Here is a 14,937-nt window from a genome sequence, read left to right as displayed (position 1 = left end):
TTGGCGTGGTGCGGCGCGGATTTGAGTCATCGAAGGTGAGTAGTTCCATAGGGCGCGATTGCCTCCGGTGCGGGCAAGTGTCGGCGGACACTGGAATACTGGGGGCCATGGACGCCTACACACCCAGCATCGATTCGGACTTGCGCTCCGCTGCCACCGCCATCCTGCGTTCCTTGGTGGGCAGGGACGACGCCGATTTCCACGACGGGCAGTTCGAGGCCATCGAGGCCCTGGTTGCCGGGGGACGCCGCGCCCTGGTGGTGCAGCGAACGGGCTGGGGAAAATCGGCCGTGTACTTCGTGGCATCGCTGCTGCTGCGGGCCCGCGGCGCCGGGCCGACGCTGATAGTCTCCCCGCTGCTTGCGCTGATGCGCGACCAAGTGGCCGCGGCGTCCCGTGCCGGGGTGCGGGCCGAGGCGATCAACTCCGCAAACGCCCTTGACTGGCAGTCAATTGCCCAAAAGCTCGACAACGACGAGCTGGACGTGCTGCTGGTGTCCCCGGAGCGGCTGAACAACCCGGTCTTCCGCGACACCCAGCTGCCCGCGCTGGTGGCGCGGATGGGGCTGTTGGTCATTGACGAAGCCCACTGCATCTCCGACTGGGGCCATGACTTCCGCCCCGACTACCGCCGCATCAAGGACCTCATCCACGCGTTGCCCGGCAGCGTCCCGGTGCTTGCCACCACCGCCACCGCCAACGAGCGGGTGGTCCACGACGTGCAGGAGCAACTGGCCGTGGGCGGTGCCGAGGTCTTCACGCTTCGCGGGTCGCTGGCCCGCGAATCCCTGCGCCTTGGGGTGCTGCGGCTGGCATCGCCCCGCTCGCAATTCGCCTGGCTGCTCACGCACCTGAACGACTTCCACGGCTCGGGCATCATCTACACGCTGACGGTCTCCGCGGCCGAGGACATCACCCGGCTGCTGGCCGAGGCCGGACACAAGGTGCTGGCGTATTCGGGACGAACCGACACCGAGGAGCGCCACCGCGCCGAAACCGCGCTTAAGAACAACGAGGTCAAGGCGCTGGTCGCCACCAGCGCGCTGGGCATGGGCTTCGACAAGCCGGACCTTGGCTTCGTCATCCACGTCGGGGCGCCCAGTTCCCCGGTGGCCTACTACCAGCAGGTGGGCCGTGCGGGACGTGGCAGCATCAACGCCGACGTCCTGCTGTTGCCGGGCCCGGAGGACCGAGAAATCTGGCGCTACTTTGCCACGAGCTCGATGCCGGACGAGCAAAAGGCGCACGCCGTCCTGCAGGAACTCGGCGCCACCCAGGGCCCCCTCTCGGTTCCCGCGCTCGAGGCCCGCGTCAACATCAAGCGCACCCCCCTGGAACTGCTGCTCAAGGTACTGGCGGTGGACGGGGCCGTGGAACGAGTCTCCGGCGGGTGGATCCGCTCGGGTGCCCAGTGGTTCTACGACGCCGAACGCTACACCCGCGTTGCAGCAGCACGCGTGGCCGAACAAAACGCCATGCTCGACTACGAGAACCTGAAGACCTGCCGCATGGAATTCCTCGCCCGGGCTCTTGACGACCCGGCCGCAGCACCGTGCGGCCGTTGCGACAACTGCGCAGGCGTCTGGTTCAGGGACGACATCCAAGACTCGGCCAAGGACTCGGCACAGACCGCGCTGGGCAGGGTAGGCGCATTGGTTGAGGCCCGCCGGATGTACCCCGGCGGAATGGAAAAACTTGGTGTGCAGCTCAAGGGCAAGATCAAGCCTGAGTTCCAGGCCGAGGACGGCCGCGCGCTGGCGCGCCTGACCGACTTGGGCTGGGGCGGCCGGTTGCGTGCGTTGCTGGAAAATGCGGATGAACCGGATGCACCCATTTCACAGGCCATGCTCGATGCCTGCGTGAAGGTCCTGAGCGAGTGGAAATGGTCCACCCGGCCGGTGGCAGTGGTTTCCATGCCGTCGCGGACCCGACCGCAATTGGTTGGATCGTTTGCCCAGGGCATCTCGACCATTGGGCGGCTTCCATATTTGGGACAGCTCGAATACCGGGATCACGGACCACGCGGCGGTTCGGGCGGAAACTCCGCCTTCCGGCTCGCCGCTGTCTGGGACCAATTCGTGGTTCCCGGCGAAATGGCCGAGAAGCTTGCCGGAGCACCCGGACCGGTCCTGCTGCTCGATGACCTGGCAGACAGCCGATGGTCGTTGACCGAAGCGGCCAGGATTCTGCGCGAGGCAGGTGCCCCCGGGGTGCTTCCCTTCGTGCTGGGAGCGGCGGGCTAGCAAGCCCCGGAATCGGTTCCGGAAAGGCGCCAATCCGGCCTTGTCCAGCTGGTGTGTGGTTCCCGTAAGAATCCGCGTCATCCAGCTCTGTATAAGCCTCGATGGAGCTCCTACAATGAGGCGAACGCTGAGTCATGAAAGCGTTTGCCCCAATCCAAGGAAGTGTTGCTATGGCTGAATTCATGGACGTGCACAATCACATGCAGGGCTTGTCTGCGGCGGATCTGAAGGCTGCGCACGCGGCCGATCTCGCCATCCAGGACGAGGAAAACGTGCAATTCAAGAAGGCATGGGCTGATCCGGAAAGCGGGAAGATTTTCTGCCTGTCCGAAGGTCCCTCGAAAGAAGCGGTCCAGCGGGTCCACGAGCGGGCAGGCCATCTGGCCGATGAGATCTACGAGGTCCCGTTGGTGGTCTGATCCTCGGTGCCGAGGTGGACTAGGGAGCCAGGCGCTGGCTGGAGCGCAATGCGGGTCGTGATGCAGCCGATTTTCGGCGGCTTCACGACCCCTGTGCATGGCCGAGGACGGATGGGGAATTTTCGGTCCCTCGGATGTAAACGTGCGGGGGTGGAAAGTCTCGCCGACACCGGGCACCGGGGCCCGGGCCGACACAATCCGGCAGCCGCCTAGTTCCGCACTGTGTCCCGCGGGGCCGTAGGCTAGAGTCATGGAAATTCTGCTTTGGGTCGTCGTTCCGCTGCTCATTCTCGGACTTGCGTGGATCGGGCTGAAGAAGCTGCGCATCAAGAACTCGGCCGAGGTTTCTGCCGCAATCACCCCGGAATCGGCCCAGGCAGCCGCAGCGCAGCTGACAGCAGAGGGTCACCGAGCCGTCTACAAGTCCTTGGCCCAGGGCGACTTCATGGCCGCAGTGCAAAACTACAAGGCCATGACCGCGGCCGGGTACAAGGCCAGCATCATTGCCGTCCGCAGTCTGGAGCGGTTCCCCCAAATCCGTAAAGATTCCGCCGGCGGACCCACGATTTCCCAGCAGGTCGAAGCCGAACGCCGGGCAGAGGAATCCGAAATCTCTGAACCGCAGACCGGCGCGGCCACCGAAATCCCGCTGACGCCGGAGCCCGCCATTCCTGCCGTTGAAGGCGGGATGGACGAACACATAGCCGGGCCGGAAAACTCCGACAAATCCGATGACCCTTGGGTGGTGCCCAGTGAATGGGCCAAGGAATTCGGCAGCGAATCGGAACGGACTTCCACGCAGTTCAAGGTCGCCTATCTGGTGGACGGCGAATCCCGCGAGTTTGCCAGCGAGGACTTGCCGCCTGCCGAGTACGACCAGTTTCTTTCGTTGGTGCGCGACGAGGATCTTCCGGGAGCCGCGGAGCTCATTGCCAAGCACTCCGGTCTGGAGCAAGCAGAGATCCTGCGAATGCTCGCGGCCTCCCCGTTGGGCGGCGGCGAGACGCCAACTGCAAACATCGCAGACTTCAGTTTTGAAGGCCAGGGCCCGGACGGTGCCGTGAAATTCAGCATCAACGACCTTGCCGAACCCGAACGCACGGAATTGCTGGAACACCTGCGCCTGGGCGAGCTTGATGAGGCCACGACCATTGTCGTCCGCCACACCGGTCTGCCCGACGAAATGGTGCGCACGTTGCTCAATGCGTTTGGCGACGGAGACAAGTAGGGGCCGCCGGCGGTGCTGCCGCCGGACCTGGACTTCTGGCCGCGTGCGGTTGGCTCCACCCGGGGCCAGCCGAACGCGGTTTCTTCTTGTCCGAACGCCCCTCTTCCGGCCGCGGGGGAAAGACGAAAAAACCCCCACCGAAGTAGGGGTTTTTCAGCGGACACGGGGAGATTTGAACTCCCGGTCGAGTTTAACCCCGACACTTCATTAGCAGTGAAGCCCATTCGGCCGCTCTGGCACGTGTCCGTTTTGCTGTTTCCAGCTCCCCTAGACTACCCAAAGCTGGGGCGGCACACAAAACGAGGGTTTTTGTGTGGCCACAAAGCCCCGGGATCCGTGGATTTCGGACGCCAGTGACACCGCGTGGCAGGTAGCGTTGGCCCCATGAAAGCCACCAGACTGGTCACCATTGCCGATCTCGACTACAACTCGTCCAACAAGGGACGTATTTCGGTGACGGCCCGGCTCGCTATCGTTCTTGACGCGGGACGTGACGTACTTTTGTTGGATGATCGCGGTTGGTCTTCGACCGCGACGTGGTCGGAGGCGTCGGAAGAGGACATCAGGGAAACCGCATTGGTTGCGGTTGGACCGGATGAACCGTCCGGCGACCAGACTGAAGAAGAAATGGCGGCGGACTATTGGGAGTACCTGGGCGAAATCCTCGAGCGGCAGGATCTGGACATTGATCCCGCCGAACTCCGGGAACTGCCTCACGAGGTCCGGCTGAGCCAACGCCTACTCAAGCGCATCGGCGCGGCAACCGACACCGCGGCCCATGAGGACCAAGGTGTAACGATCCGGCAGTCTCGGCTCAACCGCTGACATGCCGCCAGAGGAACTCATAGCTGGTGGCTAGCATGGTGGCAGAGGCCTTGTTGTCGCTGGCCCCGGCATGGCCACCATCGAGAGACTCGTGGTAACGAACGTTGCCCACACCCATTCCCATCATCTTCGCCGCCATCTTGCGGGCTTGCACCGGTCCGACCCGGTCGTCGCTGGTTGCGCTCCAGATGAGGGAGGCCGGGTACTCGATACCCTCGGGGAGGGCATCATCGAGTCGGTGGTAGGGGGAGAAGGTCCGCACGAAATCCCAGTCCCCGGGCACATCCGGATCCCCGTACTCGGCAATCCATGAATGCCCGGCCGCAAGGCGGGTGTAGCGCCGCATGTCCAATAGTGGAACGCCGCAGGAGATCGCCCCGAAAAGCTCCGGGTAGCCGGTGATCATGTTTCCCATGAGCAGCCCGCCGTTTGAGCGTCCGGTGGCGGCCAGGTGCTCGCGCGAGGTGACACCCCGGGCGATGAGATCGCGGGCTATGGCTGCGAAGTCCTCGTAGGCGCGGTGACGGTTCTCCCGCAAGGCGGCGCGATGCCAGCGCGGGCCGTACTCGCCGCCGCCGCGGATATTCGCCACCACATAGCTGCCGCGCCTGCCCTCTGTCGTGCGGCGGGTCAGCCAGCCAGGTCCCAGGGCGCCCAGGTAGCCCGGGGTCAGGCTGGTCTGGAACCCGCCGTAGCCATTCATCAGCACCGGGTTCCTTCCATCGAGCGGCAGCCCGCGCGGGGACACCTGGAAATATGGGACCCGGGTCCCGTCATCGGAAATTGCGAAGTGCTGGGAGACCTCGAAGTCGCCGGCCTCGAATCGGGCAGGAGCGCTTTTGACGACCTGGGGAACAGCCGGACCCTCCGTGTCGGGGGCGAGGCTGACGGTTCCGCGGGCCAGCGTGGTGGGCGTGAGGAATCCGGTGAGCGTCAGCCAGAAGTCATCACCGCATGCGGGGCCTTCGTCGTCGACGGCCGAAATGCTGAAGCTGTGCAGCGGGGAGCCGATGTCCAAGGGATGCAGCGCGAAGTCGTTTGCCGGATCGCAGACGATGATCTGTGAGGAGACGTCCTGCAGGACGTTGAGGAGAATGTGGTTTGTCGTGAAATCGATGGACTGCAGGGACGTGGATGAAGTGGGAACAAAGATTTCACGCAATGTGGCCGCACCGGTCATGAAATCCCCAAGATCGGCCAACACGAGCGATCCCGGAATGTAGGTGGTTCCGTCGCGGGTCCATGCGGTCTGCGGGGAGAACAACACCCATCCACGGTGCAGCGAGACGCCCACATCGGTGGGGACGTCCAAGTGCACCCATTGGTCTCCTTGGCGCACGAACGTCTTGGAATTGTAGAAGTCGATGACGTCGTGGGCGACGTCGCGTTCGAAGCCCGGCGTCGAATCGTGGGAGACATAGGCCAGGACGTGTGACTGGTCAATGGCGAAGATTTCCTCTGCAACGGCCAGGTCCTGTCCGCGGACCAGCCGTCGCACGGTGCGGGCGTAGGAGGATAGGGTGAGCGATCCCTCGCCGACATCGGTGGCCACGTACAACGTGTCGGCATCCGCCCAAGACACGTTGGTCTTGGCGACGGGCAAGTCGAAGCCGCCCGGGACGAAGGCGAGGGAGGGCAGGTCGAATTCCCGCACTCGCACTTGGTCGCCTCCGTCGGGGGAAAGCTTGATCAGGGCCCGAGCGTACTCTTCACCCAGTGCCGGGCGCAGCATCTGCGCCCCGGAGAAGACCCAGTCGATGCCTTCGGCCTCTGCCAAGGCATCCACGTCGAGCAGGAGTTCCCATTGCGGATCGTCCTGCCGATAGGACTCCCAGTCGGTGCGTCGCCACAAGCCCTTGGGGTGCTCCGAGTCGCGCCAGAAATTGTAGTAGTGCTCCCCGCGCTTGGTGCCCATCGGGATCCTGTCGGAAGCATCCAGGATCTTGAGGATTTCTTCCTGGGTGGCGGCGAAATCCTCGTCGAAGAGCTCCGCTTCGGTGCGGGCGTTCTGTCCGAGCACCCAGTCCATGGCGCGCTCTGAATCCAGCTCTTCCAGCCACAGAAGCGGATCTGTGGGGGCGTCAGTGACAGGCCGGGGCACATCTGTTCGAGCAATCGGATCGATTGCTTGGGTCGTGGAAGTATTAGGCGGTTCGGTGAGAGTTGTCGGCGCGGGCGTATCCAGGGGAGGGGTGCTCATATGGACAGTCTAAGGATGCGGGCTGGATGTGTGCTTCGGGTTCGTAACCGATTCGTTACTCAATCCCTGATGAGAATCGCTTTTTTGTCCGGGTTAGTGGGTAGGTTGGGCACTGGGTCTTAGTTTCGTTGAATAGGGGAAATCAATGCAATTCGGAGAACGGCTAGCGGCGCTGGCAGCAAAGATTCAGCAACAACGCACGATCATCGAAACCGAAGAAGCGACGAAGAACGCTTTCATCATGCCGTTCATTTCGACGATCCTTGGTTATGACGTTTTCAATCCGCTGGAAGTTGTCCCCGAATTCACGGCCGACATCGGGATCAAAAAGGGCGAAAAGATCGATTACGCAATCATGCTTGAGGGCGAGGTCCAGATCCTGATTGAGTGCAAGCGATCGGTCGGTGGCCTCAAGTATGAGCATGCATCTCAGCTTTACCGGTACTTCGCAGCAACCACCGCACGGATCGCGATCTTGACCAATGGCGAGGTCTACCAGTTCTATACCGATCTTGATGCACCGAACAAGATGGATGCGAAGCCATTCTTGATCCTCGACATGAATGACATCGACGAAACGTTGATCCCCGAACTGCGCAAGCTCTCCCGCGACGCCTTTGACCTTGAATCCATCGTCAGCGCAGCCGAAGAATTACGTTATGTCGGGGAAATCAAACGTGCCATCGCGGCGAACTTCCAAGAGCCAACGGCCGAGTGGGTCAAATTCCTCTCTGCGGGCGTCTACGGGGGCCAGTTTACGCAACGGGTTCGCGAGCAGTTCACGGGCCTCGTTGCCAAGGCAACGAAACAGTACCTTGCGGATCAGGTGAATGATCGGCTCAAGGCAGCACTCGGGGAGCCGAACATCCCCATGGTCACCGCGGCGGCGGCAGCGGCCAGCGTAACCAGCCAACCCGTGGCCGAGGCAGACCTCGAGCAAGACGATGGTGTCGACACGACGCTGGAAGAGATCGAAGGCTTCCACATTGTTCGAGCCATTGTTTGCAAAACCGTCAAGGTCAACCGCATTGCGCATCGAGATGCGAAGTCCTATTTTGCGGTTCTGCTCGACGACAACAACCGCAAGCCCATCGCCAGATTGCATTTCAACAGATCGCAGAAGTACCTGGGTCTGTTTGGGGAGGACAAGGCTGAGACGCGCATCCCCATTGAGAGCCTGGACGAAATCTACATGCATGCCGATGCCCTGCGGGCCACCGTCGAAAGCTATGAAGCGGCCTAAGCGATCCTGCCAGCGGTGCGGACCCTCGCTTCGCTTGGGCGCGGCCTTCAAATGCTGCGCCCAAGCGAAGCGATGGACCGCAACAGCAGACTAGGCTGAATCCGTGAGTGAGAAGAATAATTCCGGTCGGGAACCGTACGTCATAGCCGTTGTGGGTGCAGGGCCCAGGGGGACCTCGGTCCTCGAACGCCTGGCGGCCGAGTTGCGGCGCACCCAGAGCCACTCACGCAAGATCACTGTGGTGGTCTATGACGTCCATGACCCGGGTGCCGGTCATGTCTGGTCCACGGCCCAATCCCGACTCTTCTTGATGAACACCCCGGCAGGGTTCCCCACGGTGGCCCCCGTCCGCACACACCCGGACGAGCCGGGGCTGAGCTTTGACCAGTGGCGTGCCGCCGGCGGCGACGGAGCGGCGCTTAGCAGCGTGGAAAGAACGGAACTGGAGCAGATGGAACGAGGCTCCTACCCTCCGCGGGCCCTCTACGGCCGCTACCTGCGTCATGTTTTTGACGGATCGGTTGCAGCGCTTCGTTCCCATGAGGCGGTTTCCGAGGTGCGCTTCGAGCGTGCAGAGGTCACCGCGCTGCACCGCGGGGAGGCCGACTACTTGCTTCAGGCCCACCCCGTCGATGGCACCCGCCCCCACCCGCGGCGGTCGGGATCCGAGTTCGAACTGCGCGCCGACGCGGTGGTCTTGGCCCTGGGACATGTTTCGGCACGACTGAACCCGTCACAGGGGGCCATGGCCCAGGCCGCCGATGATGCCGGACTGCTCTACCAGGGCCCGAACGTGCCCGGGGACGTTGCCTGGGACAAGGTGCCGGGCGGGGAGACGGTATTGGTACGGGGCCTGGGACTGAACTTCTTTGACGTGATGGTTGCCTTGACGGTGGGACGCGGGGGCCAATTCAACGAAATCAACGGAGGACCCGGCCGGGCCCTTGAGTATTGGCCCACGGGCCGCGAGCCGCGCATTGTGGCAGCCTCCCGCCGCGGGACGCCGTACCGCGCGAAATCCTGCATCGAGGATTTCATCCCGGGCTCGGTCCGGCTGCGCTACCTGGATGGCGAGGTGCTCGTTCAAAGGGTCGCCGAGGCCCGGATGCTCAACCCGGAAGCAACGGTGCGCTTCGACGCCCACGTGTGGCCGTTGCTGCACCGCGACGTCCTGCTGGCGTACTACAGCACGGCTGCCCGGCGCCATCCCTCCCGCTTCGAGGTGGACCCGGACGAGTTCGTTGACATGCTCACCGAAGCCCTCGATGCCGAGCACCAGGCGGGGTCCCAGGTATGGCTCCAGGAAGCCCGCCGACTCGTGGGGGAGCTGGCTCCGGCCATGGGGTTCCTGGATGTTCCGGGGCTGGGACATCCCTTTGCGGAACAGGGATTCCCTTCCCTGAAGGCATACCAAAAAGCGGTCATGGAATACCTGGAGTACGATGCCATTTCCTCGGTGGAGGGTGAGAAGGACCCACTGAAGATGGCCATCGCCACGTTGAACGCCGGGCGCATGATCGTCAAGGACCTGCTCGCCGAGGGCCTGATTTCCGACGAGTCGCGGCTGGCCGAGGTTCAGGGTTGGTTCGAGCCCCTGGTGGAGGGATTGGCTTCCGGTCCGCCCCTGCAGCGCATCGAGGAACTGGCAGCCCTGGCGCGCGCCAAGGTCGTGGAATTCATCGGCCCGGACCCGGAATTCGAGATCGATGTGCCCACCGGGATGTTCACCGCGTCCTCGCCCTGGGTCGATGCCCCGGCATACACGGCGCGGACGCTCATCGAGGCGATGATGCCGGCCAACCGCGTGCTGCAAACAGATTCGCCGCTGCTGCGGCAACTGCTTGACGACGGGTTGGCGGCGGCCTTCACCATGCGCAACGACCAGGGTGAACCGATCCCGGGCCAGGGCCTTGACGTCGTCGGCGAGCCTTACCGGATGGTCGATGCCCGGGGGTTGGCGCACCGCGCGATCTTCGTGCTCGGGCTGCAGCTGTCCTCGGCCCAGTGGGGGACAGCGATTGCCGCCCAAGCAGGGGCACCGCTTGACGGCGCGGCACGGACGCTCGGCGACGCCCAGGATATTGCCCGCGAGGTGCTGCGGATGAGCCAGGTCAAGGACCTGGTCCAGCCGCGCTAACGACACGGGGGAAGGAGCGGGCGCCGGCGTCCGCACCTTCCCCCATGGCCGAAACCTACTGGGTCTGCTTCACACCCACCAGTTTCAGGGAAGCACCGCAGCAATCGGTGATCGCGGCAACCCGGCCAAACTCCGAATCCTCCGGGCCCTCGGTCACTGCACCGCCGTTGGCCAACACCGTCGCGCAGGCGGCATCCACGTCATCCACTCCCCAATAGGTCACCCAGAATCCGGGGACCTCGGCCGGCAAGAAGCCGGAAGCGTCCATCAGCCCGGCCTGGGCATCGTCGCCCTGCCCATAGGTGGTGTACCTGAATTCAGGGGCATCGGACATGACGTGCATGTCCCAGCCAAAGGTCTTGGAATAGAACTCCACCGCCGCAGGGTAGGCCTTGGAATACAGCTCGTGCCAGGCCGGGGAACCGTGCTCGGAATCGACGCCGAACCCCTGGTGCTCCTGGGGCTGCCACACGCCGAAAGCGGTGCCGCCGGCATCAAGGTAGATGCCCATGTGCCCGTATGGCGCCACGTGCATCGGCGGCATCAGGACCTGGCCGCCGGCGCCCTGGACGTAGGCCTGCGTGGCGGTGATGTCATCGCTCTTCAAATACAGCGACCAGATGTTCGGAATGCCGCCGAACTCGGGCTGGTAGGGGGATAGCCCGGCGACGAGACGCCCCTGTCGCTTGGCGCTGAGGTATCCGCCGTACTCCTCGGAGGTCGGTTCCTCGAATTCCCAGCCAAAGAGGGCTGAGTAGAACTTCTTGCTGGCTTCGATGTCGGTGGTCATGATGTCGGTCCAGACCGGGTTTCCGGCGGGCGTGATATCGCGCAGGGGCATTGTCGAACGCTTCCAATCCTGAGGTTGTACGTTGGTTCGTGATCCGGGAATCCTGCCTGCCCGGTTGATTGGTAGCCTACGCGCGATCACCGCACCCGGACATGGCCAGCACATGAACGTAAAGAGGCGGTTCCCATAGATACGGGAACCGCCTCTTTACATTGAGCGGATGGTAAGAGATTTGAACTCTTGGTACGGGGTTACCGCACACTGGTTTTCAAGACCAGCTCCTTAGGCCGCTCGGACAACCATCCAGACCCAAAAAGTATACGCCAGCCCGCGGCTGCCTTCGAACCGCCACGCCCCGCCGGTCACAAACGGGAGCCGGAATTTCCCTGCCGTTAGAGTGGCCCCAAGAAGGCAAAACGCGGATGCCGGGACCTAAGAAGCATGGGCCGCCGGGAAAGACCTGCGATCGAAGCAAAGGAAAACGGGAGAAGACCATGACCACGATGCAGGCCATTGAATACCGCGGTGCAGGCGGTCCCGAGGTGCTGGCCGAGACCGAGCGGCCCATGCCGGTCCCCGGGCCGGGGGAAGTGCTGATCAAGGTGGCGGCGTTCGGGCTCAACCGTGCCGATGTGCAACAGCGCAGGGGCGTCTACCCGCCGCCTCCCGGTGCCAGCGACATCCCCGGACTTGAGGTGTCGGGCACCATCGAGGCGCTGGGGGAGGGGGTCGTCTCGGCCGCCATTGGCCAGCGGGTGTGCGCGCTTCTGGCCGGGGGCGGATACGCCCAATACGTGACGGTGCCCGCCGGGCTTGTCATCGAGATCCCGCAGGACGTGGACCTGGTCGACGCCGCGGGCTTCATGGAGGTCGCCGGGACCGTGGTGTCGAACCTCTTCCTGGAGGCCGGGCTCACCGCGGGCAGCACCGTGCTGTTGCACGGCGGGGCCGGCGGGATCGGTTCCATGGCCATTCAGCTGGCGGCCGCTGCAGGGGCCAAGGTCCTGGTGACGGCCTCGAGCGAGGAAAAGATCGCCCATTGCCTAGCGCTCGGCGCCTACGCGGGCATCAACTACCGCGAGGAGGACTTCGCGGCACGCACCCTGGAGCTGACCGACGGTGCCGGGGTGGACGTGATCCTGGACGTCGTGGGCGCCAAGTACCTGGCACAAAACGTGCGCATCCTGGCCACCGGCGGGACCCTGGTGGTCATCGGCCTTCAGGGCGGGGCCAAGGCGGAACTGGATATCCGGGCACTGATGACCAAGCGCGCCAGGGTCATGGGCACCACGCTGCGCGCCCGTCCGCTGGAGCAGAAGGCGGAAATCGTCGCGGCAGTGAGGAAACACGCGCTGCCGATGCTGGCCCAGGGCACGCTGGATCTGTCGATCGACCGACGTTTCCCCTTCACGGAAGCCCGTTTGGCGCATGAATACTTCGATTCGGGGAACCACACGGGGAAAATCATCGTAAAGTTCTGAAACTGTTTTTCCCACGGGCTACGGTGTATCTCAGGGGGCGGTGTCGTGGACCACTAAGGTCCGCGGCGCGCGCCCAAAGGATCACTCGCATCGTCCGATCCATCCGTCACGTGAGAGGAAAACATGAGCACGTCTCAACCTTCAGCTCCAGAGCTTCCCCCGGCAGGTGTCGACCCGCAAGTTGCGGAGGCCGAGGAACGTAAATGGACGCCAGCCAAGATTGCCCTGTGGGTGGCGATTTCGCTGCTCGGTGGCGTCGCCTGGGCCATCCTGGCATTCTCCCGCGGGGAGACCATCAACGCCATCTGGTTCGTCTTCGCGGCGGTGTGCACCTACCTGGTGGCCTACCGCTTCTACTCCAAGTACATTGAGCGCAAGATCGCCAAGCCCAATGACTTCCGGGCGACCCCTGCCGAGTACAAAAACAACGGCAAGGACTTCATGCCGACCGACCGCCGTGTGCTTTTCGGGCACCACTTTGCGGCGATCGCCGGAGCCGGGCCGTTGGTCGGTCCAATCCTTGCCGCGCAGATGGGCTACCTTCCGGGCACCATCTGGATCATCATCGGCGTGGTGTTGGCCGGCGCGGTCCAGGACTACCTGGTCATGTTCTTCTCGATGCGCCGCGGCGGACGTTCGCTGGGGCAGATGGCCCGCGAGGAGCTCGGCGTCATCGGCGGCACAGCCGCACTGATTGCGACCTTGGCCATCATGGTCATCATCGTCGCCATCCTGGCCCTGGTGGTTGTCAACGCGCTGGGTGAATCGGCCTGGGGCGTCTATTCGGTTGGCCTGACCATCCCGATCGCCCTATTCATGGGCGTGTACCTGCGCTTCATCCGCCCGGGCAAGGTCATGGAAATTTCCCTGATCGGCTTCGTGCTGCTGATGTTTGCCATCATTTCCGGTCGCTGGGTTGCCGAATCCGCCTGGGGTGCCGAGCTCTTCCACCTGGACCGCACCACGCTGGCCTGGTTCATCATCGTGTACGGCTTCATTGCCGCGGTGCTTCCGGTGTGGCTGCTGCTGGCCCCGCGCGACTACCTCTCCACGTTCATGAAGATCGGCGTCATCGGCCTGCTGGCAGTTGCCATCATCGTGGTCCGCCCGGAGATCACTGTTCCGGCGATCTCCGAGTTCGCGGGCTCCGACAAGGGCCCGGTGGTTGCCGGGCATCTCTTCCCCTTCCTCTTCGTCACCATCGCCTGTGGTGCCCTCTCCGGGTTCCACGCGCTGATCTCCTCGGGAACCACCCCGAAGATGGTTGAAAAGGAACGCCAGACCCGCTTCCTGGGCTATGGCGGCATGCTCATGGAATCCTTCGTGGCCATCATGGCCCTTGTCGCGGCGATCTCCATCGACCGCGGCATCTACTTCGCGATGAACTCCTCGGCTGCGGCCACCGGCGGCACCGTTGAGGGCGCCGTGGCGTTCGTGAACTCCCTGGGGCTGTCGGGCGTGAACCTGACCCCGGGCATGCTCACCGACCTGGCGGCGGGCGTGGGCGAGGAATCCGTGGTGTCGCGCACCGGCGGCGCACCGACCCTGGCCGTGGGCATCGCCCACATCATGAACCAGTGGTTCGGTGGGGCCTCTATGATGGCTTTCTGGTACCACTTCGCCATCATGTTCGAGGCCTTGTTCATCCTCACGGCCGTTGATGCCGGAACCCGCGTGGCCCGCTTCATGCTGCAGGACACCATCGGCAACTTCATCCCGAAGTTCAAGGACACCTCCTGGCGTCCGGGTGCCTGGGCGTGTACGGCGATCATGGTCGCCGGCTGGGGATACATCTTGATCCTCGGGGTCACCGACCCGCTGGGCGGCATCAACACCTTCTTCCCGCTCTTCGGCATCTCCAACCAGCTGCTGGCGGCCATCGCCCTGGCCGTGGTCATGACCATCGTGGCCAAGCGAGGGAACTTCAAGTACCTGTGGATCGTGGTGCTGCCGCTGGCATTCGCCACCGTCGTCACGGTGTACGCGTCGTTCCTGAAGATCTTCTCCCCGGTCCCGGCCGTGGGCTACTTCGCCCAGCACAATGCCTTCAAGGGCGCACTCGAACGCGGGGAAACCACATTCGGCACCGCCAAGAACGTCGAGGCCATGGAGGCAGTGGTGCGCAACACCGGCGTCCAGGGCTGGCTTTCGGTGATCTTCCTGGTGCTTTCGGTGATCGTGATCATCACGGCCATCATCGCCACCATCCGCGCCTACCCCAACGGCGGGGGAACCGACACCGAGGATCCGGAGATCCCTTCAAGGATCTACGCCCCGAGCGGACTGGTTTCCTCCCCGGCGGAGAAGGAGCTGGAGCAGGCCTGGAAGCAGGTTCCTCCGGAGCAGCAGATGGCACGCGGGGGACACTGAC

At 63.7% G+C, this 14,937-nt stretch carries 10 protein-coding genes and 2 tRNA genes; 8 read left to right on the top strand and 4 right to left on the bottom strand.

Features of this window, described 5'->3' with window-relative positions; translation table 11 throughout:
- Window positions 1-107: 107 nt before the first annotated feature.
- The 3 genes from ACIPUB_RS07000 (at window position 108) to ACIPUB_RS06990 (ending at window position 3,890) form a co-directional block, all read left to right on the top strand.
- Window positions 108-2,243, top strand: coding sequence for an ATP-dependent DNA helicase RecQ (locus tag ACIPUB_RS07000; protein WP_264271188.1), 2,136 nt, complete (start codon window positions 108-110; stop codon window positions 2,241-2,243).
- 170 nt (window positions 2,244-2,413) lie between these two features.
- Window positions 2,414-2,662: an SCO4226 family nickel-binding protein gene (locus ACIPUB_RS06995; RefSeq protein WP_407606726.1), complete on the top strand. Its 249-nt coding sequence runs from the start codon at window positions 2,414-2,416 to the stop codon at window positions 2,660-2,662.
- Between the two features lie 250 nt (window positions 2,663-2,912).
- Window positions 2,913-3,890 (top strand): hypothetical protein, encoded by a 978-nt coding sequence (locus ACIPUB_RS06990; RefSeq protein ID WP_407606725.1) that lies wholly within the window; start codon window positions 2,913-2,915, stop codon window positions 3,888-3,890.
- Between the two features lie 157 nt (window positions 3,891-4,047).
- Here ACIPUB_RS06990 and ACIPUB_RS06985 read toward each other — a convergent pair.
- Window positions 4,048-4,136, bottom strand: a tRNA-Ser gene (locus ACIPUB_RS06985).
- 138 nt (window positions 4,137-4,274) lie between these two features.
- Here ACIPUB_RS06985 and ACIPUB_RS06980 point away from each other — a divergent pair.
- Entirely contained in the window at window positions 4,275-4,715 is a 441-nt protein-coding gene (locus ACIPUB_RS06980) for a hypothetical protein (protein ID WP_407606724.1), read from the top strand.
- On the opposite strand, the gene ACIPUB_RS06975 is transcribed toward ACIPUB_RS06980, so the two are convergent.
- On the bottom strand, window positions 4,705-6,915 hold the full coding sequence (locus ACIPUB_RS06975; RefSeq protein WP_407606723.1) for a prolyl oligopeptidase family serine peptidase: 2,211 nt from the start codon (window positions 6,913-6,915) through the stop codon (window positions 4,705-4,707). The genes ACIPUB_RS06980 and ACIPUB_RS06975 overlap by 11 nt on opposite strands.
- Before the next feature lie 145 nt (window positions 6,916-7,060).
- Here ACIPUB_RS06975 and ACIPUB_RS06970 point away from each other — a divergent pair, with 145 nt between their 5' ends.
- Window positions 7,061-8,158, top strand: a complete 1,098-nt coding sequence (locus ACIPUB_RS06970; protein ID WP_407606722.1) for a type I restriction endonuclease — start codon at window positions 7,061-7,063, stop codon at window positions 8,156-8,158.
- A gap of 103 nt (window positions 8,159-8,261) precedes the next feature.
- The gene (locus ACIPUB_RS06965; RefSeq protein ID WP_407606721.1) at window positions 8,262-10,295 is read left to right on the top strand and encodes an FAD/NAD(P)-binding protein; all 2,034 of its coding nucleotides are present in this window, start codon (window positions 8,262-8,264) and stop codon (window positions 10,293-10,295) included.
- 55 nt (window positions 10,296-10,350) lie between these two features.
- On the opposite strand, the gene ACIPUB_RS06960 is transcribed toward ACIPUB_RS06965, so the two are convergent.
- Together ACIPUB_RS06960 and ACIPUB_RS06955 are read right to left on the bottom strand one after the other, a co-directional pair.
- Complete coding sequence (locus tag ACIPUB_RS06960) at window positions 10,351-11,136, bottom strand: VOC family protein (protein ID WP_407606720.1); 786 nt, start codon at window positions 11,134-11,136, stop codon at window positions 10,351-10,353.
- Between the two features lie 166 nt (window positions 11,137-11,302).
- Window positions 11,303-11,390, bottom strand: a tRNA-Ser gene (locus ACIPUB_RS06955).
- Window positions 11,391-11,588: 198 nt separating this feature from the next.
- Between ACIPUB_RS06955 and ACIPUB_RS06950 the strand changes: the two genes are divergently transcribed.
- Window positions 11,589-12,566, top strand: a complete 978-nt coding sequence (locus ACIPUB_RS06950) for an NAD(P)H-quinone oxidoreductase (RefSeq protein ID WP_407606784.1) — start codon at window positions 11,589-11,591, stop codon at window positions 12,564-12,566.
- Between the two features lie 123 nt (window positions 12,567-12,689).
- Window positions 12,690-14,936 carry a carbon starvation CstA family protein gene (locus tag ACIPUB_RS06945; RefSeq protein WP_407606719.1) on the top strand — a complete coding sequence of 749 codons (2,247 nt, stop codon included), beginning with the start codon at window positions 12,690-12,692 and terminating at the stop codon, window positions 14,934-14,936.
- The last annotated feature ends 1 nt before the right edge of the window (window position 14,937 follow it).

It is taken from the genome of Paeniglutamicibacter sp. ORCA_105, assembly GCF_045798545.1.
In the GTDB taxonomy this organism is placed as follows: Bacteria; Actinomycetota; Actinomycetes; order Actinomycetales; family Micrococcaceae; genus Paeniglutamicibacter; species Paeniglutamicibacter sulfureus.
This window is presented reverse-complemented; position numbering and strand designations above follow the sequence as displayed.